Here is a 20349-nt window from a genome sequence, read left to right as displayed (position 1 = left end):
CATGACCGCCCTCGGCATCTCCCTCGTCCGCGGAGCCGTCACCTCGCCGTTCAAGCGGGCCGGGCGCCCCGGCGCCACGCTGCCCGCGGGCCGCGAGGTGCTCCCGGCCGGCCGTATCGCCCCCGGGCCCCTCGCCGCGTACAACACGGTCTGCGGCTTCGCCGATCCGGGCACGCTGCCGCTCACCTACCCGCATGTCCTGGGCTTCCCCCTGGCCATGCGGCTGATGACGGACCGCGCCTTCCCGCTGCCGGTGCTGGGTCTTGTCCACACCTGGATCGAGATCACCGGGCACCGGCCGCTCCATCCGACGGACGAGCCCGCCATCACCGTGTACGCGGACGAGCTGACGCCCCACCGGCGCGGCACGGAGGTCACGGTGGTGACCGAGGCCAGGATCGCGGGCGAGCTGGTCTGGGAGTCACGCAGCGGCTATCTGTCCCGGCACGCGACCGGAGCACAGGCCGAAGGGCCTTCCTCACCGCCGCCCCCGCCGCCCCCGGTGCTGCCCGCCGTCGCCGAATGGCGGCTGCCCGCCGACCTCGGGCGACGGTACGGGTCCGCTTCGGGCGACCGTAACCCCATCCATCTGCACCCCGTGACGGCACGGCTCTTCGGCTTCCCCCGGCACATCGCACACGGCATGTGGACGGTCGCCCGCTGCCTCGCGGAAGCGGAAGCGGAAGCGGAAGCGGAAGCGGAAGCGGGCGCAGGCGCGGAAACCGGAAACGGCGGCGACGGGGTCGGTCGGGGCCCGGTCCGCTCGGTGCGGGCAGACTTCAGGGCGCCCGTCCTGCTGCCCTCGACCGTCACGTACGCCACCGACGGAACCGACTTCCAGGTGCGCGGCGGTGACCGGATCCACCTCACGGGGAGGGCCGTGCGGCAGGCGGCAAGGCCCTAACCCCGGGACTGCCAGCCGCGTCCGTGCATCAGGTTCTCCAGGCCCGCCCACGAGAAGTTCATCAGGGTGGCTGCGGCCTCCTTGGCCGAGACCCCGGGAGTGACGTTCGCCCACCCGGCGAGCGCCTCCGCCGCCCCCACCAGCGCCTGCGCGAGCCCCTCCACATCCCGGTCGGGCAGCGCGGGATCGCTGTGCGCCTCACGCGCCGCCGCCCCGATCAGACCCGTCACGAACGCAACGATCTCCTTGCGCAGCGCCCCCACCTCGCTGACGAACGGCTCCCCGTGCGAGCTCGCCTGCTGGTGCAGCACCGCCCAGCCGTCCGGATTCTCGGCGGTGTGGGTGAAGAACGCCCGCAGCCCCGCCCACAGTTGCCCGTCAGCCGGGATCTTCGGGTCCACCGCCGACTGGACGGCCTCCACCAGCGCCTTTGACTCGCGGCGAATACACGCGGTGAAGAGCTCCTCCTTGGAGTTCAGATACAGATAGACCAAGGGCTTGGACACACCGGCCAGTTCCGCGATCTCGTCCATCGAGGCGGCCCGGTACCCGCGCTGCCCGAAGATCCGCACGGCCGCATCCATCATCTGCTTCTCACGCACCGCGCGCGGCATCCGTTTGCTCTTCACTGCACTCACGTCAGACATCCCCTCCCGCCCCCTCTGCGCCACTCCTCGGTAAGAGTACGGCGCACCCTTGTCCGTCGGCGTACGGACCACGAAGGGCCCGGCCACGACGGCCGACAGCGGTCCGTCCGACGGCCCACCCCGGAGCGCCTGCCCGTACGTCGCGAGTCCCACACCGGTTACCTCCCGGGGCTGACGCCTCCGCCCGGCCCCGCCACCTAGTGTCCCTGACATGACCATGAGACCCCGCAGACGGACGGCCGTCGCCGTCCTCTCGGCCACCCTCCTGCTGGCCGCACCCGTCGCCACCGCCCAGGCGGCCTCGGCCTCGCCGGCACCGGCAGCCTCCTCAGCCACAGCCACGCTCGAACTGCCCCGCCCGACGGGCCCGTACAGCGTCGGCACCGAGATCCTGCACCTCACCGATCACGGCCGCCCCGACCCCTGGGTGCCGGAGGCCGGGGACCGCGAACTGATGGTGTCGCTCCACTACCCGGCCCGTGCGGGCAGCGGGAGCGCCCCCGCGCCGTACATGAGCACCGAAGAGGCCCGGCTGATGCTGGCGGAGCGCGGTCTTGACGACGTCGTGCCCGCCTCGGCCGTCAGCTCCACCGCCACCCATGCGCGTACGGACGCCACCCCCGCCAGGGGCCGGTTCCCCCTGGTGCTGCTCTCCCCTGGCTTCAACACCCCCCGCGCCACCCTGACCTCCCTCGCCGAGGACCTCGCGAGCCGCGGTCATGTCGTGGCGAGCGTCGACCACGCCTACGAGACCACCGGGACCGCCTTCCCCGGCGGGCGGGTGCTCACCTGTGCGGCCTGCGACGCGGCCGAGGCGGCGCCGGACGACGCGGCCGAGCGCGAGGTGCTGAGGACCGTCTCCACCGGACGGGCCGCCGACCTCTCCATCGTGCTCGACCGGCTGACCGGCCCGCGGCCCGCCTGGGAGAACTCCCGCATGATCGACGGGCAGCGGGTGGCCGCGGCCGGCCACTCCATCGGTGGCAGCGCCGCCCTGTCCGCGATGCTCACCGACCCGCGCTTCGACGCCGGGATCGACATGGACGGCACGTTCTTCGAACCGGTCCCCGCGGCCGGCCTCGGCAAGCGCCCGTTCCTGATGCTCGGCACGGAAGCGGACCACGCCCCCGGCGGCCCCGACACCTCCTGGGACGAGGGCTGGCAGCGGCTGGACGGCTGGAAGCGCTGGCTGACCGTCAAGGACTCGGGCCACTTCACCTTCACGGACACCCCGGAGCTGGGCGAGCAGCTCGGCCTGCCGACGGACCCCACGGCCCCGCTCTCCGGAGAGCGGTCCACACGGATCACCCGTGACTACGTCGCGGCCTTCCTCGACCAGCATCTGCGCGGCCACCACCAGCCCCTGCTGGACGGCCCCACCCCCGGCAACCCGGAGGTCGTCTTCCGGAGCCCCTGACGGCCCGGCACATACGAGGGCGCCCCCGGACGCGGTGTCCGGGGGCGCCCTCGTATGTGTGAGCGAGCGAGGGTCAGGCCGCGACGGGGACGCCCTTCGCCTCCGCCTCGTGCTTCTCGGGCTCGTCGATCGGGGAGGCCGACGCCGAGTCGTACGCGTCGTGGTCGAGGATCTTCTCGCGGGCCGAGACGAGCACCGGGACCAGGGCCTGGCCCGCGACGTTCGTGGCGGTCCGCATCATGTCCAGGATCGGGTCGATGGCCAGGAGCAGGCCCACACCCTCCAGCGGGAGGCCCAGCGTCGACAGGGTGAGGGTCAGCATGACCGTGGCGCCGGTGAGACCGGCGGTGGCCGCCGAGCCGATGACCGAGACGAACGCGATCAGGATGTAGTCACCGATGCCCAGCTGGACGTCGAAGATCTGCGCGATGAAGATCGCCGCCAGCGCCGGGTAGATCGCGGCGCAGCCGTCCATCTTGGTCGTGGCGCCGAACGGTACGGCGAAGGAGGCGTACTCCTTCGGGACGCCGAGCCGCTCGGTGACCTGCTGGGTGACCGGCATGGTGCCGACCGAGGAGCGGGAGACGAAGCCCAGCTGGATCGCGGGCCAGGCGCCCTTGAAGAACTGCATCGGGCTGACCTTGGCGACCGTGGCGAGCAGCAGCGGGTAGACGCCGAACATCACCAGGGCGCAGCCGACGTAGACGTCGGCGGTGAAGGTGGCGTACTTGCCGAGCAGGTCCCAGCCGTAGTCGGCGATGGCGTAGCCGATGAGGCCGACGGTGCCGATCGGGGCGAGGCGGATGACCCACCACAGGGCCTTCTGGAGGAGTTCGAGCACCGACTCGCTGAGGGTGAGGATCGGCTTGGCCTTGTCACCGAGCTGAAGCGCGGCGATGCCGGCGACGGCCGCCATGAAGACGATCTGCAGGACGTTCAGGTCGGTGAACGGGCTGATCACGTTCTCCGGGATGATGCCGGTGAGGAAGTCCAGCCAGGAGCCCGCGCCTTCGGGTGCGGCGCCGTCCTTCGGGGTGAGGCCGGTGCCGGAGCCCGGGTTGGTGATCAGGCCGATCGCGATGCCGATGGCGACCGCGATCAGCGAGGTGATCATGAACCAGAGCAGCGTGCGGGTGGCCAGCCTGGCGGCGTTGTTGACCTTGCGCAGGTTGGTGATCGACACCAGGATCGCGAAGAAGACCAGCGGTGCGACGGCCAGCTTGAGCAGCTGGACGAAGATGTGGCCGACCTTGTCGAGCGTGGTGTAGAGCCAGGCGACGTCGTAGCTGCGGGTGATCCAGCCGAGCAGGACACCGAGGACGAGGCCGGCGACTATCTGTATCCAGAACGGGATGCTGGGCAGGCGGAAGCCGGAACCGGACGGCTTGTCGGCCTCGGTCTCGGCGGTGGGCGCGGGATTCGCGGACACGGGCACACTCCAGATGTGACGCATCGGGACGTACGAGGACAGACGTACGGTCGTGCGGTCGAACAGGGGAACGGGGGTGCGGCGCCCGCGTCAAGGGCGGCGCCGCTGCATGATGCCGGTTCAGACGTTGCGGCAACAGACCGCGGACATACAGCGGCAGAGATCGACGTGCAGGCGCATCACGAGCGGGACGCTCAAGGCGTGATGGGTGCGCACTGCGGTAATCATGTCGAATACGTTAACACTGCAACTTTGAGAACCTCAAAGGTCCGCTTCTTGATCATTTTTGTCCGAGCCCCGCCTCCGGCGCCCCGGACACGCGGAAACCCCGGTACGGGAGCGGCTGCTCCGGTCCGGGGTTTCGTATGCGAGGAGGTGCGGGTGTGAGGAACCTTACGCGGCGCTTACGCCGACCGGCCCTGCCGGGTGACGCTGTCCTCCACCGGGTGACGCCGCCCCTACTGGGTCACGCTGTCCTCGCGGGTGCGGTTCTCCTCGAGCCTCGCCTTGGTCCGGCCGACCGTCGAGATGATCTGCTCGGACATCTCGTCACGCTGCTTGCGCAGCAGGATGAAGCTGAGGGGCGCGGAGAGCACCAGGCCGAGGAGGATGACCCAGACGACGTTGGAGCCGCCGACACCGGCGGGGAGCACGCCGAAGTGCACCGCCACGCCGGAGACGAAGAAGCAGCCGACGAAAATCAGCAGGCGCATGGCGGTGTACCGGATCGTTGCGCTCGGCTTGGCAGCGGACACGGCTGGCCTTCTCTCTACGTCCGACGTTCCTGCGGTCATGCGGTCATGCGGTGCGGGGTCCTGCCCGACCAGTGAAGCATGCCCCGAATTCGATCAGTTCGCAGGGTTGTCCCCGTGGCCCGCGCACGGCCCGCCTACGGCCCGCGGCGCACCGGGCGGACGCTCCTACCTGTACAGCGGGAGCAGCATGATGATGTCGTCGCGGTCGTCACCGTCGGCGACCCGGATGGCGTTCGGTACCCGGCCCACCTCCTTGTATCCGCAGGAGGCGTAGAAGCGGTCGGCCCCGGTGCCACCACGGCAGGTGAGCCGGATGGCCTCGATGCCCTCGATCCCCAGGGCGACGTCGGCCGTGGCGGCCATCAGCGCGCGACCGTACCCCTTGCCCTGGTGGCGGGGGTGGACCATCACCGTGTAGGCGCCGATCCAGTGCCGCATGAGCCGGTGGGTGTTGTGGGTGAGGAAGGCGGTGGCGGCCACGGCGCCGTCCTCGTCCCGCCCGACGACCAGGCGGGTGCGGCCCTCGGCCAGCCCGACGAGGTGGTTGACCAGCTCGGGCCTGACGTCGCCCGAGGTGACGGGCGGCACGAAGCCGACGGCACCGCCGGCATTGCTGACGTCGACCCAGAGCGCGGTGATGCCGTCCCGCAGGTCTCGGTCGAATGGGGGGTCCACATCGAATGTAAGCGCCATGCTCGCAGATTAACCATTACGGAATATCTGGTTCAACTCGCGTCCAGCACACGAGAAAGCCCCGGCCGGGGGACGGCAGGCCGGGGCTTTCGGACAGGGACTCCCCGCTGCCGGGGCGTCGTACGAGCGTGGGGCCTCAGACGCGCATCGGCTGCGGCGTCTCGCGCCGACCGGCGTCAGGACCCGGGTACTCGCGCAGGATCTCGTACCGGGTGTTGCGCTCGATGGGCCGGAAGCCCGCGTCCCGGATGAGCTCCAGCAGGTCCTCGCGGCCGAGCTTGTTCGGGGTGCCGTAGTCGTCCGCGTCGTGCGTGATCTTGTACTCGACGACCGAGCCGTCCATGTCGTCGGCGCCGTGCTGGAGCGCGAGCTGCGCGGTCTGCACGCCGTGCATCACCCAGAAGACCTTGACGTGCGGGACGTTGTCGAAGAGCAGCCGCGAGACCGCGAAGGTCTTGAGCGCCTCCGCACCGGTCGCCATCGACGTACGCGCCTGAAGGGTGTTACGGACCTTGCCGTCCTTCATGTCCACGAAGTCGTGCTGGTAGCGCAGCGGGATGAAGACCTGGAAGCCGCCGGTCTCGTCCTGCATCTCCCGCAGCCGCAGCACGTGGTCGACGCGGTGACGGGGCTCCTCGATGTGCCCGTACAGCATCGTCGCCGGGGTCTTGAGACCCTTCTCGTGCGCGAGACGGTGGATGCGCGACCAGTCCTCCCAGTGGGTGTTGTGGTCGACGATGTGCTGGCGGACCTCCCAGTCGAAGATCTCCGCGCCACCGCCGGTCAGCGATTCGAGACCGGCCTCGATCAGCTCGTCGAGGATCTCGGAGGCCGAGAGCCCCGAGATCGTCTCGAAGTGGTGGATCTCCGTCGCCGTGAACGCCTTGAGCGCCACCTCAGGCAGGGCTTCCTTCAGCGCGCTGAGCGAGCGCGGGTAGTAGCGCCACGGGAGAGTGGGGTGCAGCCCGTTGACGATGTGCAGTTCGGTGAGATTCTCGCCCTGCATCGCCTTCGCGAGACGGACGGCCTCCTCGATGCGCATCGTGTACGCGTCCTTCTCGCCCGGCTTGCGCTGGAACGAGCAGTACGCGCAGGACGCGGTGCACACGTTGGTCATGTTGAGGTGCCGGTTGACGTTGAAGTGGACGACGTCGCCGTTCTTCCTCGTCCGCACCTCGTGGGCCAGCCCGCCGAGCCAGGCCAGGTCGTCGGACTCGTAGAGCGCGATCCCGTCCTCGCGGGTCAGCCGCTCGCCGCCCCGGACCTTCTCCTCCAGCTCGCGCTTGAGTCCCGCGTCCACTAGGGCGCCTCCATCGTCTCTGTGCAGTCGTTGCGCCAGCCACGGTACTCCCCCGCCATCGGGGTGCCGGCACCCCCGTCGCGGCGCCGGGTCACTCCTCCTCGGGAAGCTCCCCGACCCGGTTCTCCCACTTGGTGGAGAGCACGACCGTCGTACGGGTCCTGGAGACCCCCCGGGTGCCGCTGAGCCGCCGGATGGTCCTCTCCAGACCGTCCACATCGCCGACCCGCACCTTGAGCGTGAAGGAGTCGTCGCCCGCGATGAACCAGCAGTCCTCGATCTCGGCGAGGTCCTTCAGCCGGTGCGCGACGTCCTCGTGGTCGGCGGCGTCGGAGAGCGAGATCCCGATCAGCGCCGTGACGCCGAGCCCCAGCGACGCGGCGTCGACGGTCGCGCGGTAACCGGTGATGACACCGGCGGTTTCCAGCCGGTTGATGCGGTCGGTGACGCTGGGCCCGGAGAGCCCGACGAGCCGTCCCAGCTCGGCATACGAGGCCCTGCCGTTCTCCCTGAGTGCCTGGATGAGCTGCCTGTCCACCGCGTCCATATGACTGAAACCTTCCATTGTTCAGCAGTACCGCGAGCTTACGTGTAGAATCTAAGGCACAACAGGGTCAGACCCTGTAAATCTTTCTCATCATCCGAGAAACGCTTTCGAATCTTCAGGAGTGAACTTCACCGTGTACTCGATCGAGATGGCCTACGCCCGGATGCGCGAGCTGCAGGACCTGGCCAACCGCTCGCGTGCCCACCAGCCCGCCGCCGCCCACCGCGTGGACCGCACCCGCGCCCCGCGCACGACCAGGAAGAAGCGCTGACCCCACCGGTCCGCCGACCCCACCGGTTCAGCCACGGGAGGCGCCACCGAGCTCCCCTTCCCACCTGCGGTACAGCTGGTGCGGCACCCCCGCCGCGTCCAGCACCCGCCCGGCGACGAAGTCCACCAGGTCCTGGATGTGCGTCGCACCCGCGTAGAACGCCGGAGAGGCGGGCAGCACCACGGCGCCCGCCTCGTCGAGCGCGACCATCTGCTTCAGCGTCCGACCGCTGAGCGGGGTCTCGCGCACGGCCACCACCAGCTTCCGCCGCTCCTTGAGCGTCACGCTCGCGGCCCGCTGCAACAGGTCCTTCGACAGCCCCAGCGCCACTCCGGCCACACACGCGGTCGACGCCGGGACGATCAGCATCCCCTTCGCCGGATACGACCCCGACGACGGCCCGGCCGCCAGATCACCGGCCGCCCAGTGGCGCACACCGTCGATGTCGGGCCGGAACGCGTCGGGCTTCCCGTCCGCGCCCCGCGCCAGCCAGCCTCGCAGGTCCTCCTGCCAGTGGGCGTCGCGGAAGGCGATCCCCGTCTCGTCCAGGAGCGTCAGCCGTGAGGCACGGCTGACCACCAGGTCGACGCTCTCCCCCGCGGCCAGCAGTCCGCGCAGCACCGAGGCCGCGAAGGGTGTGCCCGACGCACCCGACACCCCGACAATCCAAGGCCTGCGCTCCTGCTGACTCATCGAAATCCCGGCTGTCACACCGCCGAGCCTATCCGGCACCCCCCTTGAGGAACCGAGCCAGGGGCTCCGGACGTTGCAACAGGTGAGGGAACAGCCATGGACAGGGGGTGACCATGACAGGCACACATCCGACCGCCACCGCACGGGCCGTCACGGCCGGCGTGGTCATGGTCGCCTGGATCGGGCTGCTGTGGCTGCTCGAAGGCATCGACGTGGCGACGAACCACTCGCTGGACAGCCATGGCGTCAGCCCCCGCGATCCCGCCGAACTGGCCGACATCGTGCCGTCCGCCTTCCTGCACAGCGGCTGGGACCACGTCGCGTCCAACAGCGTCCCGCTGCTGGTCCTCGGCTTCATCGCCGCGCTCGGCGGGATACGCAGGTTCGCCGCCGTGGTGCTCGTCGTGATCGTGACAGCCGGCCTCGGCGTCTGGCTCACCGCACCGCCGAACACCGTGACGCTCGGCGCGTCCGGTGTGGTCTTCGGTCTCTTCGGCTATCTGCTGGTCCGCGGCTTCGTGGACCGGCGCCCGCTGGACATCGTCGTCGGCGTGCTCATCGCCGCGGTCTACGGCTCCCTGCTCTGGGGCGTGCTGCCGACGGACTCCGGCATCAGCTGGCAGGGCCATCTCTTCGGCCTGGCGGGCGGGGTGGCGGCGGCGTTCGCCTTCCGCCGCCCCCGCCGTCCGCAGGGATCGGACGGTTACGTCACGGTGTGAGGCCTCGCACCAGGAGGTCGAGCAGCGCACAGGCGAAGAGCGCGATACCGATGAAGCCGTTGACCGAGAAGAAGGCCCGGTTCAGCCGCGACAGGTCGTGCGGCCGCACGACCCGGTGCTCGTACACGAAGGCCACGGCGACGATCACCATGCCGATCCAGTAGAAGAGCCCCGCGTCCGTCGCCAGTCCGAACCACACGAGGAGGCCGGTCGTCACCACATGGCAGAGCCGCGCGCCCCACAGCGCGGCCGGGATCCCGTAGCGGGCGGGGAAGGAGAGCACCCCGTGGGCCCGGTCGGCCCGGACGTCCTGGCAGGCGAAGATCAGGTCGAAACCGCCGATCCAGATGCCGACGGCCAGCCCCAGGATCACCGCCTCCCACGACCAGCTCCCGGTCACCGCCAGCCAGGCACCGACCGGACCCATGGCCTGGGCGAGACCCAGGATCGCGTGCGGGAAGTTCGTGAACCTCTTGCCGTACGGATAGACGACCATCGGCACGACCGCCACCGGCGCCAGCGCCAGACACAGCGGGTTCAGCAGGGCCGCGGCGCCCAGGAAGACGACGACCGCCACGGTCGCGCCGGTCCACGCGGACCTCACCGTGACCGCCCCGGTCACCAGCTCCCGGCCCTCGGTGCGCGGATTACGGGCGTCGATCTCCCGGTCGATGATGCGATTGGCGGCCATCGCGAACGTACGCAGCCCGACCATCGCCACGGTCACGAGCAGCAGCCTGCCCCAGTGGAACGTGCCGTCCAGCCGGAACATCGCGGTCAGCGCGGCGATATAGGCGAAGGGCAGAGCGAAGACCGAGTGCTCGATCATCACCAGCCGCAGGAACGCGCGGGGCTTGCTGCGCGGCTGCGGCACAGCGGCGGCTGAGGCGCTCACAGGCCGTACTCCTTCCAGCGGCGGTCGACCATCGCCGCCGTATCGGGGTCGGACTCGACCATGGCAGGCCAGCCCCCGTCCCGGGTGTACCCCTCCTCGGGCAGCTTCCGGGTCGCGTCGATCCCCGCCTTGCCACCCCAGAACTGCTGGTAGGAGGCGTGATCGAGATGGTCGACCGGGCCCTCGGTGAGCAGCAGGTCACGGGCGTAGTCGGTGTTGCCGAGTGCGCGCCAGGCCACCTCGTGGAGGTCGTGGACATCGCAGTCGGCGTCCACGACCACGATCAGCTTCGTCAGCGACATCATGTGGGCACCCCAGACGGCGCTCATCACCTTCTGGGCGTGCTTGGGGTACTTCTTGTCGATCGAGACGATCGCACAGTTGTGGAAGCCGCCCGCCTCCGGCAGGTGGTAGTCCACGATGTCCGGAACGATGACCTTGAGCAGCGGCAGGAAGAACCGCTCGGTGGCCCGCCCCAGCGGACCGTCCTCGGTGGGCGGCCGGCCGACGACGATCGACTGGAGCAGCGGACGCTTCCGCATCGTCACACAGTCGATCCTCAGCGCGGGGAAAGGCTCCTGCGGGGTGTAGAAGCCGGTGTGGTCACCGAACGGCCCCTCGGGCAGCATCTCGCCCGGCTCCAGCCATCCCTCGATGACGACCTCGGCCTGCGCGGGCACCTGGAGCGGAACGGTCCTGCAGTCGACCATCTCGATCCGCTTGCCCTGGACGAAGCCGGCGAAGAGGTACTCGTCGATGTCCCCGGGCAGCGGCGCCGTGGAGGCGTACGTGACCGCGGGCGGCGCGCCGAACGCGATGGCGACGGGCAGCTTCTCACCGCGCCTGGCCGCGACCTGGTAGTGGTTGCGGCTGTCCTTGTGGATCTGCCAGTGCATCCCGATGGTGCGCTTGTCATGACGCTGGAGCCGGTAGAGCCCGAGGTTCCGGATCCCCGTCTCGGGATCCTTGGTGTGGGTGAGGCCCAGGTTGAAGAAGGAGCCGCCGTCCTCGGGCCAGGTGAAGAGCGCGGGCAGCTGCTCCAGGTCCACGTCGTCGCCGGTGAGGACGACCTCCTGGACGGGCGCGCTGTCGGACTTCACCTTCTTCGGCGGCAGGTGCGTCACCGAGCCGAGCTTCCCGAAGGCCTCCCGGATCCCGACGAAGCCCTGCGGCAGCTCCGGCTTGAGCAGGCCGCCGATCCGCTCGCTGATCTCGGCGTAGGACTTCAGCCCGAGCGCCTTGAGCAGCCTCCGGTCGGTCCCGAAGACATTCATGGCCAGGGGCATGGACGCCCCCTTGACGTTCTCGAACAGCAGGGCCGGCCCGCCCGCCTTGTTCACCCGGTCGGTGATCTCGCCGACCTCCAGATACGGGTCGACCTCGGCCTTGATGCGCTTGAGGTCACCCTCGCGCTCCAGAGCCCGGAGCAGGGAGCGAAGATCGTCGTAAGCCATAAGGCCAAGTATCGGACACCCGCTACCCTGGGCCCATCACCGGGGGCTGTCCATGCGCCTCGTCACCTCACTTCGGGGGATCTTCCACGATGCTCAGGGCCCTGATCTACATCCTGCCGCTGGCGCTGACGATCTTCGCCTTCATCGACTGCCTGAACACGCCCGAGAAGGAGACGAAGCACCTGCCGAAGATCGCCTGGGTCTTCATCATCCTGCTGTTCTGGGTGGTCGGTCCTGTCGTCTGGCTGGTCGCCGGCAAGGTGCGCGTCGCGCCGGGCGGTGGATTCGGCCGCCGCACCACCTGGGTGGCGCCCGACGACAACCCGGACTTCCTGAGGTCACTGAAGGACGAGGACAAGAAGGAGCCCGGCAAGGGCGACGGTCCCGCCACGCCCTGAGCTCACGCCCTCGACAGCTCACGTGGACAGCAGGCGCCCCAGCCGGTCGAGCAGGGGCAGCAGGGCGGCGCGTTCCTGGGCGGTGAGTGCCTCCAGGGCGCCGTGCACCACGCGCATCTCGGCGCGGATCCGGTGCGCCAGCTCGGTGCCCTCCTCCGTACGGGCGGCCACCTTGGAGCGGCGGTCGCCGGGCGCCGGGGTGCGTGCCACCAGGCCACGGGCCTCCATACGGCTGATGAGCCCGGTGGCGTTGGACGCGTCGCACACCAGATGAGCGGCCAGCGCGCTCATGGGCATGGGCTCGTGGAGAGCGATCAGCGCGCGGGCCTGCGAGGTGCTGAGACCGTGCCGACTCGCGACGGCGGTGAGGTCGTCGTGATGGCCGCGGACGACGACGGCGAGGGGTTCCAGCAGTTCGTCCGGAGTAGGGACGGCGCGGGGAACCGGCTCCGTCGTCATGGTCGGTCATCCTTCGTTCGGTACCGTTCCATGAACAGTATTGCTTGACGATATCAAGCTTCAGGTTCTCGTAGGGAGCACACCATGCCCTCCGTACTCTTCGTCCTCACCGGTGCCGACCACTGGACCCTCAACGACGGCACCACCCATCCCACCGGCTTCTGGGCCGAGGAACTCACCACCCCCCACCGTGTCTTCGCCCAGGCGGGCTTCGACATCGCCTTCGCCACCCCCGGCGGGGTCGCCCCCACCGTGGACCCTGCCAGCCTCACCGCCGAGTACAACGGCGGCCAGGAGCAGGCCGACGCCGTCGCCTCGTACCTCGCCGCCATCGACGAGACGCTCCGCATCCCCGCACGGCTTGAGGACACCGTGCCCACCTCGTACGACGTCGTCTTCTACCCCGGCGGCCACGGCCCCATGGAGGACCTGGCCGTCAGCGAGGCGTCCGGACAGCTGCTCACCTCGGCGCTGGACTCCGGCACCCAGGTCGCCGTGCTGTGCCACGCCCCCGCGGCCCTGCTGCCGGCCAGGCGCGAGGACGGCAGCTGGCCGTTCGCCGGCTATCGCATGACCGGCTTCAGCAACGCCGAGGAGACCCAGGGCGGTCTCGCCGACAAGGCGCCCTGGCTGCTGGAGGACCGTCTCGTCGAGCTCGGCGCCGAGTACGCCGCAGCCGAACCGTGGTCGGTGCACACCGTGCACGACCGCACCCTGCACACCGGCCAGAACCCCGGCTCGTCCGAGCAGCTGGCCCGCGAGATCGTGGCAGCCCTGTGAGCGCCGCCGGGACCGCGCCCGAGACCCCCGCCGAGACCGTCGCCCGGCTCCGCGCCGCCTTCAGGACCGGCCGCACCAGGGACCTCTCCTGGCGCACGGAGCGGCTGACACGGCTGCGCACGCTGCTCACCCAGCGCGGCGACGAGCTGGCCGACGCGCTGCGGGCCGACCTCGGCAAGAGCCGTAAGGAGGCCTACCGGACCGAGATCGACTTCACGGTGCGCGAGATCGACCACACCCTGGAACGCCTCGCGGGCTGGCTGGAGCCCGAGCCCGCCCCCGTGCCCGAGGTCCTGGCCGGGGCGAGCGCCCTGACCGTGCACGACCCGCTCGGTGTCGTCCTCGTCATCGCGCCCTGGAACTATCCGGTGCAGCTGCTGCTCGCCCCGGTGGCCGGCGCGCTCGCGGCGGGCAACACCGTCGTCGCCAAGCCCAGCGAGCTGGCGCCCGCCACCTCGGCGGCCCTCGCCCGGCTGCTGCCGGAGTATCTGGACGCCGACACGCTCACCGTGGTGGAGGGCGGGGTCCCTGAGACCACCGCACTGCTCGCCGAGCGCTTCGACCACATCTTCTACACGGGCAACGGCACGGTCGGCCGCATCGTGATGGCCGCCGCCGCGAAGCACCTCACGCCGGTGACGCTCGAACTGGGCGGCAAGTCGCCCGTGTTCGTCGACCGGGGCACCGACCTGAGGACGGTGGCCGCCCGTCTCGCCTCGGGGAAGTTCCTGAACACCGGCCAGACGTGCGTCGCCCCCGACTACGTCCTGACCGACCCGGAGACCGCGCCGGCCCTGGCGAACGCCCTCGCCGAGGCTGTCGAGGGGCTGTTCGGGCAGGACGCCTCCACCAGTCCCGAGTACGGCAGGATCGTCAACGAGCGGCACTTCGACCGGCTGGTGGGCCTGCTGGACTCCGGGCGTACGGTGACGGGCGGCGCCCACGACCGGGACACGAAGTACATCGCGCCGACGGTGCTGGCCGATGTCCCACCCGACTCCCCCGTGATGCGGGAGGAGATCTTCGGACCCGTCCTGCCGATCCTCACCGTGGACGGCCTCGACGAGGCCATCGGCTTCATCAACGAGCGGGACAAGCCCCTGGCGCTGTACGCGTTCACGGAGTCCGCCGCCGTACGCAGGCGGCTGCTGACCGAGACCTCGTCGGGCGGTGTCGGCATCGGTCTGCCGCTGGCCCATCTGACCGTCTCCGACCTGCCGTTCGGCGGGGTCGGCGAGAGCGGCATGGGCAACTACCACGGCAGGTACTCCCTGGAGACGTTCAGTCACCGCAAGGCGGTCCTGGACACCCCGCTGGGCTGACCCCGGACGTACGACGCGAGGGCGCGACCGCACCGAAGCGGTCGCGCCCTCGGGTACGGGCCGGTCAGACTCCGGCGTAGGAGTGCTTGCCGGTGACGAAGATGTTCACGCCGTAGTAGTTGAAGAGCCAGCAGCCGAAGGCCACGAGGGCCAGGTAGGCGGCCTTGCGGCCCTTCCAGCCGGCCGTCGCACGGGCGTGCAGGTAGGCGGCGTACGCGACCCAGGTGATGAAGGACCAGACCTCCTTGGGGTCCCAGCCCCAGTAGCGGCCCCAGGCGTCGCCCGCCCAGATCGCGCCCGCGATGATCGTGAACGTCCACAGCGGGAAGACGGCGGCGTTGATGCGGTACGAGAAGGTGTCCAGGGTCTTCGCCGCGGGCAGCCGCTCCATGACCGAGGTGGCGAACCTCCCGGGCGTCCCACCGCCGGCGACCTTGCTCTCGTAGCTGTCGCGGAAGAGGTAGAGCAGGGTGCCGACGGCACCGAGGAAGAAGACGGCGCCGCAGATGATGGCGGTGGAGACGTGAATCCACAGCCAGTAGGAGTGCAGGGCGGGCACCAGCTGGTCGCTGTCGGTGTAGAGCGTGGTGGTCGCGATGCCGAGGTCCAGCAGGACCACGGTGACCAGGATCAGGCCGATCCAGCGGACGTTCTTCTTCAGTGCGAGCAGGACGAGGTACGCGCCGACCGCCACCGTGGAGAAGGTGATCGAGAACTCGTACATGTTGCCCCAGGGGGCCCGCTGCACCGAGAGCGCGCGTGCGACGACGCCGCCCGCCTGGACGGCGAAGGCCAGGACGGTCAGGGAGACCGCGATCCGCCCCCACAGGTCGCCCTTGAAGGTGCCGCCCGCCGCTCCGGGGCCGTCGGGGACGTCACGGGTGCCGACCGCCGACCGGGTGACGACCTTGGGGCGTTCCAGCACGGCGGTGCCGCCGCCCTGCGCGGCCTTCGCCTGCGCCGCCGTACCGCCGGCGGCCGAGTCGTTCAGCGCGGCGGCCGTACGGCCGACCTTGCTGCGGCTGCCGAACACCCACTCGGCGATGTGCGCGAAGAAGGCCAGGGTGTAGACGGCCATCGACGAATAGATCAGCGTGTTGCTGGCGTTCGCCAGGTTCTCGTTCGTTGCGGCGGCGAGATTCACTTCTCAGCCCCTTCGGCAGGTGCTTCGGCGGGTTGTTCCGGCTGGGGTTCTGGGGCGGACGCCGTGGGCGTCACGGTGTGGAGAGCGACCGCGAGGGAGGTCAGCTCCTCGGGAAGCTTCGCGGACTCGCTGCGGCCGAGGCCCGCCATCTCGACGACGGTGACGCCGTCCGTCCCCCGTACGGCCCGCACCCACACCCGGCGGCGCTGGATGAAGAGCGAACCGGCGAGCCCGATGACGGCGGCGACGGCGCCGGTGAGCGCCCAGCCGCTGGCGGGCTGGCGTGAGATCTGGAAGCTGGCCCACTCCTCGACGCTCTCGAAGGTGATCGAGCCGGCGCCGTCGGGGAGCTTCATGGTCTCGCCGGGGCGCAGCCGCTTCTTCAGCTGGTCCCCGTTGCTGTCCTTGAATTCCTTCATCTTGGACGTGTCGAGCTGGTAGACGTTCTGCGGGAGTCCCGAGTCGACGCCGAGGCTGCCGTAGTAGCCGTTGAGCGCGAGGACCGGGTAGTCGAGTCCGGGGTACTGCGAGAACATCGTCCCCTGGCCGCTGCCGGCGAACGTCGGCACGAAGAACGCCTGGAAGCCGAGCTGGCTCCGCTTGCCGTTCTTGTCCTTGTAGCCGTCCATCACCTTGATCGCACCGGTCGATGTGACGTTGTTGTCGATGGGGAGCAGCGGCACCGAGCTCCGGTAGACCTCCTTGCCGCTGCCGTCCTTGACCGAGATGACCGGGGCGTAGCCGTGCGCGTTGAGGTAGACCTTCGTGCCGTCGACGACGAGCGGCTTGTTGACCTCGATGACCTTCTTCTTCGTCGGCCCGTCCGCGCCCTCGGAGTACGTGACCCTGGCCTCGTAGGTCCGGGGGGTGCCGCGCTGGGGGCCGCCGCGCTCGTACGTGCCGACGAAGTCCTGCAGATCGAAGCTGAAGGGGGTGAGGTCGTCGGTGTCGAAGAGCGAGCCTGACTTGAAGTCGTCGTACTGGGTGATCGTGTTGGCGAACCCGTCGCCCTCGACGACGAGCTTGCCGCCCTCGGACTTGAAGAGCTGTCCGCCGGCGAACGCCGTCAGCATGACGATCAGCGCGATGTGGAACACCAGGTTCCCGGCCTCGCGCAGATAGCCCTTCTCCGCGGACACCGCGTCACCGGCCATGTGCGCGCGGAAGCGCCGCTTGCGCAGGATGGCGAGCGAGGCCTCATGGACCTGCTCGGGCTCGGCGTCGGTGCGCCAGGTGGTGTACGCGGGCAGCCGGGTCAGCTTCTTCGGCGCGCCGGGCGGCCGTCCGCGCAGCTGTCCGACGAACTGCCCGGTGCGCGGGACGATGCAGCCGATCAGCGAGACGAACAGCAGGATGTAGATCGCGGAGAACCACACCGAGCTGTAGACGTCGAAGAACTGGAGCTTCTCGTAGACCGGGCTGACCGTGGTGTGGGCGTCCTTGAAGGTCTGCACCTTCAGTTCGTCCACGCTGTTCTGCGGGATCAGCGAGCCGGGGATGGCGCCGAGCGACAGCAGGAAGAGCAGGATCAGCGCGACCCGCATCGAGGTGAGCTGCCGCCAGAACCAGCGGGCCCAGCCGATGAAGCCCATCGCGGGTACGGACGCGGCGGAGTCTTCGCGCGGGGCGGTGGAGAGCTGCTCCCCGGCCTGGCCGAGGTCGCGCTCTTCCGTGGTGTTCGTGTTGCTCATCAAACTCAGATCCCCACAGTGAAGCCGTCGGACCAGACTCGCATCTCCTGCATGAGCGCGTCCCACGCACCCGTCAGCAGGAGCACTCCGGTCACGATCATCATGCCGCCGCCGATCCGCATGACCCATGCGTAGTGGCGCTTGACCCAGCCGAACGCCCCGAGTGCCTTACGGAAGGCGACGGCCGCCAGGACGAACGGGACGCCGAGCCCGATGCAGTACGCCACGGAGAGCACCGCTCCGCGGCCGGCGGTCCCCTGGTCGACGGCGAGCATGCTGACGGCGGAGAGCGTCGGCCCCAGGCAAGGCGTCCAGCCGATCCCGAAGAGCGCGCCGAGCAGGGGTGCGCCCGCCAGCCCGGTCACCGGCCGCTTGTGGATGCGGAATTCGCGCTGCGTCATCCAGGGCATCAGGCCCATGAAGAAGACGCCCATCAGGATCATCAGCACGCCGAGGACCTTGGACAGGGTGCCGCTGTACTCCTGGAGGGTCTGGCCGAAGAAGCCGAAGAGGGCCCCGCCCGAGACGAAGACGGCGGTGAAGCCGAGCACGAAGAGGGAGGCACCCGTCACGGTTCTGCCCCGCCGGCCCTGGGCCAGGTCGGTGCCGCTGACGCCGGTGACGTAGCTCAGATAGCCCGGTACGAGCGGCAGGACGCACGGCGAGAAGAAGGAGACGAGGCCGCCGAGCAGGGCGACGGGCAGAGCCACCAGCAGGGCGCCGTTGAAGACGGTGTCGTTGACACCGGTGACCGCGGCCAGTTGGAGCACGGCGTCACTTCTCCGCGATCAACGGGTCGATCATCTTCCGCAGCTTCTCCGCGTCGAGGGCGGTGAGCGTGCGGGCGGCGAGCTTCCCGTCCCGGTCGACGACGACGGTCGACGGGATGGCCTGCGGGTTCAGCGTGCCCTTCGGGAATCGCAGGAGCAGCTTCCCGGTCGGGTCGTAGAGGCTCGGATAGGTGACGCCGAAGTCGTTCTCGAAGCTGACCGCCAGGGACTTCTTGGGGTCTCTGGTGTTGACGCCGACGAACTGGACGCCCTCGTCCTCGGTCTCCTTCGCCACCTTCGCGAAGTGCTTGGCCTCGGCCCGGCAGGGGCCGCACCATGATCCCCAGAAGTTCAGGACGACGACCTTGCCCTTGTAGTCGGCGATGTCGAGGGCCTTGCCTTCGAGGGTCTTGCCGTCGAGCTTCGGCGCGTCCGTGCGTTCGCCCTTGGCGACGGTGGAGATCCCACCGCTGCCGGTGACGAAGTTCGTGTTGCCGCCGCCGCCCGCCTGCCCGCCACCGCAGGCGGACAGGGTCAGGGCACCGGCCACAGCGGTGGCGGCGAGCAGGGTGGAGCGGCGTCGGGGTGCACGGCCAGAGCTCATGTGAAAAGTTTCGCATGACAGTTCCGGGGATCTTGGGCACCCCCCTCGATGCCCGTAAAGCCCCTTGTCAGGCCTGCTTAAAGAAGGCGTTCCAGCCGCCTTCCGGCGCCTGTCCCACCTGAAGCGAACGCAGCTTCGTGAGCACCGCCGGGTCCTGGACGTCGAGCCAGTCGACGAACTGCCGGAAGGAGACGAGGCGCACATCCGGCTTCCCCGCGATGTGTTTGAGCGCGTCCTCCACGGCATCCATGTAGATGCCGCCGTTCCACTCCTCGAAGTGGTTGCCGATATAGAAGGGCGCGCGGTTCGTCTCGTAGGCACGCTTGAATCCGGCGATGTACGAGTCGGTGGCCTGGGTGCGCCATCCCGGATAGCGCGACGGCATGCCGTTGGTGGAATTCTGCGACTGGTTGGCGAGGATGTTGTAGTCCATGGAGAGGACTTCGAAGGTGTGGCCGGGGAACGGAATCCCCTGAAGCGGAAGGTCCCAGACGCCCTGGCGCTTCTCGGGCCACATCTGGGTGCCGCCGGGCGAGCTCGCGTCGTAGCGCCAGCCGAGCTGCTTGGCGGTGGGCAGGAGATTGTCCTGGCCGAGCAGACAGGGCGTACGGCCGCCGACCAGTTCCTTCCGGTAGTCGAACGGCAGCGGTTCGAGGTCGTTCCACCCGGTGTTGGTCTTCCATTCGGTGACGAAGGACACCGCCTGGTCGATCTCGCTCTGCCATTGCTCGGCCGTCCAGTTGCCGACCGAACCGGAACCGCCGCAGAAATGCCCGTTGAAATGGGTGCCGATCTCGTGTCCGTCGAGCCAGGCCTGGTGGACGTACTTCAGGGTCTGCTTGAGGTGGTCATCGTTGAGATAACCGATGTCCGAGGCACCCCTGGGGTTGTTGGGCGGGCGGTAGAGCGACTTCTTCGACTCGGGCAGCAGATAGAGGCCTGAGAGGAAGAAGGTCATCCCCGCCTCGTGTTCCTTGGCGAGTTCGAGGAAACGCGGGAAGAGTCCGTTGCCGACCTCGCCTGCGCCGTCCCAGGAGAAGATCACGAACTGCGGCGGCTTCTGGCCGGGTTCGAGCGGAACGGGGGCGGCGGGCTGATTCGGCTGTTTTCCGGTGTCGGCCGTGGAGCCGTCACCGATCAGCCTGACCTGCTTTCCGGAAGAGCCGGCGCCATTCCCCGGCTTCCCTTTGGTGCCTTTCGAACCCTTCTCGGTTCCCGTCGGGCCGTCGTTGGATGACCCGTCGGAGCCACAGCCGGCCATCGAGAGTGCGGCTGCGGCTCCGAGCCCGGCCCCGAGGAGGCCTCTTCGGTTGATCTCACGCATAGCGTCCCCATCTGCGGTCGTATTACCTCAAGGCCATACAAACTGGCAATGGTTGAGATGAGGAAACCGACACGGTGGTTCCGCTGATAATCATAAAAGTTGTCACGTGAACGGACCCTTGCAGATGCTGCAC

General features: G+C 69.3%; 21 protein-coding genes and 1 pseudogene. 7 read left to right on the top strand and 15 right to left on the bottom strand.

The window, feature by feature from the left end; translation table 11 throughout:
* Nucleotide 1: 1 nt before the first annotated feature.
* Complete coding sequence (locus OG623_RS19805; protein WP_406148098.1) at nt 2-904, top strand: MaoC/PaaZ C-terminal domain-containing protein; 903 nt, start codon at nt 2-4, stop codon at nt 902-904.
* On the opposite strand, the gene OG623_RS19800 is transcribed toward OG623_RS19805, so the two are convergent.
* Nucleotides 901-1542 carry a TetR/AcrR family transcriptional regulator gene (locus OG623_RS19800; RefSeq protein WP_406148097.1) on the bottom strand — a complete coding sequence of 214 codons (642 nt, stop codon included), beginning with the start codon at nt 1540-1542 and terminating at the stop codon, nt 901-903. The two genes, OG623_RS19805 and OG623_RS19800, sit on opposite strands and share 4 nt — an antisense overlap.
* A 220-nt stretch (nt 1543-1762) precedes the next feature.
* Here OG623_RS19800 and OG623_RS19795 point away from each other — a divergent pair, with 220 nt between their 5' ends.
* A complete protein-coding gene (locus OG623_RS19795) occupies nt 1763-2968 on the top strand; it encodes an alpha/beta hydrolase family protein (RefSeq protein ID WP_406148095.1) in 1206 nt (401 codons plus the stop codon).
* 73 nt (nt 2969-3041) lie between these two features.
* On the opposite strand, the gene OG623_RS19790 is transcribed toward OG623_RS19795, so the two are convergent.
* The 5 genes from OG623_RS19790 to OG623_RS19770 all read right to left on the bottom strand — a co-directional run bounded on the left by OG623_RS19790 (nt 3042) and on the right by OG623_RS19770 (nt 7692).
* Complete coding sequence (locus OG623_RS19790) at nt 3042-4397, bottom strand: dicarboxylate/amino acid:cation symporter (protein WP_406148094.1); 1356 nt, start codon at nt 4395-4397, stop codon at nt 3042-3044.
* Nucleotides 4398-4855: 458 nt separating this feature from the next.
* A complete protein-coding gene (locus tag OG623_RS19785) occupies nt 4856-5152 on the bottom strand; it encodes a DUF4229 domain-containing protein (RefSeq protein ID WP_406148093.1) in 297 nt (98 codons plus the stop codon).
* A gap of 165 nt (nt 5153-5317) precedes the next feature.
* Nucleotides 5318-5845, bottom strand: coding sequence for a GNAT family N-acetyltransferase (locus tag OG623_RS19780; RefSeq protein WP_406148091.1), 528 nt, complete (start codon nt 5843-5845; stop codon nt 5318-5320).
* 136 nt (nt 5846-5981) lie between these two features.
* Nucleotides 5982-7145 (bottom strand): aminofutalosine synthase MqnE, encoded by a 1164-nt coding sequence (gene mqnE / locus OG623_RS19775; RefSeq protein WP_406148090.1) that lies wholly within the window; start codon nt 7143-7145, stop codon nt 5982-5984.
* A gap of 91 nt (nt 7146-7236) precedes the next feature.
* Nucleotides 7237-7692 carry an Lrp/AsnC family transcriptional regulator gene (locus tag OG623_RS19770; RefSeq protein ID WP_406148089.1) on the bottom strand — a complete coding sequence of 152 codons (456 nt, stop codon included), beginning with the start codon at nt 7690-7692 and terminating at the stop codon, nt 7237-7239.
* 121 nt (nt 7693-7813) lie between these two features.
* Between OG623_RS19770 and OG623_RS19765 the strand changes: the two genes are divergently transcribed.
* The gene (locus OG623_RS19765; protein WP_406152144.1) at nt 7814-7963 is read left to right on the top strand and encodes a hypothetical protein; all 150 of its coding nucleotides are present in this window, start codon (nt 7814-7816) and stop codon (nt 7961-7963) included.
* 27 nt (nt 7964-7990) lie between these two features.
* Here OG623_RS19765 and OG623_RS19760 read toward each other — a convergent pair whose 3' ends face one another.
* Nucleotides 7991-8656: a UbiX family flavin prenyltransferase gene (locus OG623_RS19760; RefSeq protein ID WP_406151920.1), complete on the bottom strand. Its 666-nt coding sequence runs from the start codon at nt 8654-8656 to the stop codon at nt 7991-7993.
* Nucleotides 8657-8769: 113 nt separating this feature from the next.
* Between OG623_RS19760 and OG623_RS19755 the strand changes: the two genes are divergently transcribed.
* Nucleotides 8770-9375 carry a rhomboid family intramembrane serine protease gene (locus OG623_RS19755; protein WP_406148088.1) on the top strand — a complete coding sequence of 202 codons (606 nt, stop codon included), beginning with the start codon at nt 8770-8772 and terminating at the stop codon, nt 9373-9375.
* Here OG623_RS19755 and mqnP read toward each other — a convergent pair.
* Nucleotides 9365-10270, bottom strand: coding sequence for a menaquinone biosynthesis prenyltransferase MqnP (gene mqnP / locus OG623_RS19750; RefSeq protein ID WP_406148087.1), 906 nt, complete (start codon nt 10268-10270; stop codon nt 9365-9367). The genes OG623_RS19755 and mqnP overlap by 11 nt on opposite strands.
* A complete protein-coding gene (locus OG623_RS19745) occupies nt 10267-11724 on the bottom strand; it encodes a menaquinone biosynthesis decarboxylase (RefSeq protein WP_406148086.1) in 1458 nt (485 codons plus the stop codon). The genes mqnP and OG623_RS19745 overlap by 4 nt, the downstream gene beginning before the upstream one ends.
* Nucleotides 11725-11813: 89 nt before the next feature.
* Between OG623_RS19745 and OG623_RS19740 the strand changes: the two are divergent.
* Nucleotides 11814-12089: pseudogene (locus OG623_RS19740) on the top strand (PLD nuclease N-terminal domain-containing protein); the annotation flags it as partial.
* A 51-nt stretch (nt 12090-12140) separates the two neighbouring features.
* Here the strand turns inward: OG623_RS19740 and OG623_RS19735 are convergent.
* On the bottom strand, nt 12141-12581 hold the full coding sequence (locus OG623_RS19735; protein ID WP_406148085.1) for a MarR family winged helix-turn-helix transcriptional regulator: 441 nt from the start codon (nt 12579-12581) through the stop codon (nt 12141-12143).
* 84 nt (nt 12582-12665) lie between these two features.
* Here OG623_RS19735 and OG623_RS19730 point away from each other — a divergent pair, with 84 nt between their 5' ends.
* Both OG623_RS19730 and OG623_RS19725 read left to right on the top strand, forming a co-directional pair.
* The gene (locus tag OG623_RS19730) at nt 12666-13361 is read left to right on the top strand and encodes a type 1 glutamine amidotransferase domain-containing protein (RefSeq protein ID WP_406148083.1); all 696 of its coding nucleotides are present in this window, start codon (nt 12666-12668) and stop codon (nt 13359-13361) included.
* A complete protein-coding gene (locus OG623_RS19725; protein WP_406148082.1) occupies nt 13358-14683 on the top strand; it encodes an aldehyde dehydrogenase family protein in 1326 nt (441 codons plus the stop codon). The genes OG623_RS19730 and OG623_RS19725 overlap by 4 nt, the downstream gene beginning before the upstream one ends.
* Before the next feature lie 64 nt (nt 14684-14747).
* Here the strand turns inward: OG623_RS19725 and ccsB are convergent, their stop codons facing one another.
* The 5 genes from ccsB to OG623_RS19700 form a co-directional block, all read right to left on the bottom strand.
* Nucleotides 14748-15827 (bottom strand): c-type cytochrome biogenesis protein CcsB, encoded by a 1080-nt coding sequence (ccsB, locus tag OG623_RS19720; protein WP_406148081.1) that lies wholly within the window; start codon nt 15825-15827, stop codon nt 14748-14750.
* Complete coding sequence (locus OG623_RS19715; protein ID WP_406148079.1) at nt 15824-17518, bottom strand: cytochrome c biogenesis protein ResB; 1695 nt, start codon at nt 17516-17518, stop codon at nt 15824-15826. The genes ccsB and OG623_RS19715 overlap by 4 nt, the downstream gene beginning before the upstream one ends.
* Before the next feature lie 5 nt (nt 17519-17523).
* A complete protein-coding gene (locus tag OG623_RS19710) occupies nt 17524-18288 on the bottom strand; it encodes a cytochrome c biogenesis CcdA family protein (protein WP_406148078.1) in 765 nt (254 codons plus the stop codon).
* Between the two features lie 4 nt (nt 18289-18292).
* Nucleotides 18293-18892 carry a TlpA family protein disulfide reductase gene (locus tag OG623_RS19705; RefSeq protein WP_406148076.1) on the bottom strand — a complete coding sequence of 200 codons (600 nt, stop codon included), beginning with the start codon at nt 18890-18892 and terminating at the stop codon, nt 18293-18295.
* A gap of 67 nt (nt 18893-18959) precedes the next feature.
* Nucleotides 18960-20216: a hypothetical protein gene (locus OG623_RS19700; protein WP_406148075.1), complete on the bottom strand. Its 1257-nt coding sequence runs from the start codon at nt 20214-20216 to the stop codon at nt 18960-18962.
* Between the last annotated feature and the right edge of the window lie 133 nt (nt 20217-20349).

The organism is Streptomyces sp. NBC_01012 (assembly GCF_045162755.1).
GTDB lineage: Bacteria > Actinomycetota > Actinomycetes > Streptomycetales > Streptomycetaceae > Streptomyces.
The sequence above is the reverse complement of the archived record's forward strand: the minus strand, read 5'-3'. Positions and strand labels throughout refer to the sequence as shown.

What these genes read in the sequence shown, in the direction of transcription:
- OG623_RS19760 (WP_406151920.1), bottom strand. Translation starts at nt 8,656, where the DNA reads ATGAGTCAGCAGGAGCGCAGGCCTTGGATTGTCGGGGTGTCGGGTGCG.
- OG623_RS19730 (WP_406148083.1), top strand. Translation starts at nt 12,666, where the DNA reads ATGCCCTCCGTACTCTTCGTCCTCACCGGTGCCGACCACTGGACCCTC.
- OG623_RS19805 (WP_406148098.1), top strand. Translation starts at nt 2, where the DNA reads ATGACCGCCCTCGGCATCTCCCTCGTCCGCGGAGCCGTCACCTCGCCG.
- OG623_RS19735 (WP_406148085.1), bottom strand. Translation starts at nt 12,581, where the DNA reads ATGACGACGGAGCCGGTTCCCCGCGCCGTCCCTACTCCGGACGAACTG.
- OG623_RS19705 (WP_406148076.1), bottom strand. Translation starts at nt 18,892, where the DNA reads ATGAGCTCTGGCCGTGCACCCCGACGCCGCTCCACCCTGCTCGCCGCC.
- OG623_RS19795 (WP_406148095.1), top strand. Translation starts at nt 1,763, where the DNA reads ATGACCATGAGACCCCGCAGACGGACGGCCGTCGCCGTCCTCTCGGCC.
- OG623_RS19755 (WP_406148088.1), top strand. Translation starts at nt 8,770, where the DNA reads ATGACAGGCACACATCCGACCGCCACCGCACGGGCCGTCACGGCCGGC.
- OG623_RS19715 (WP_406148079.1), bottom strand. Translation starts at nt 17,518, where the DNA reads ATGAGCAACACGAACACCACGGAAGAGCGCGACCTCGGCCAGGCCGGG.
- OG623_RS19700 (WP_406148075.1), bottom strand. Translation starts at nt 20,216, where the DNA reads ATGCGTGAGATCAACCGAAGAGGCCTCCTCGGGGCCGGGCTCGGAGCC.
- OG623_RS19745 (WP_406148086.1), bottom strand. Translation starts at nt 11,724, where the DNA reads ATGGCTTACGACGATCTTCGCTCCCTGCTCCGGGCTCTGGAGCGCGAG.
- OG623_RS19780 (WP_406148091.1), bottom strand. Translation starts at nt 5,845, where the DNA reads ATGGCGCTTACATTCGATGTGGACCCCCCATTCGACCGAGACCTGCGG.
- OG623_RS19770 (WP_406148089.1), bottom strand. Translation starts at nt 7,692, where the DNA reads ATGGACGCGGTGGACAGGCAGCTCATCCAGGCACTCAGGGAGAACGGC.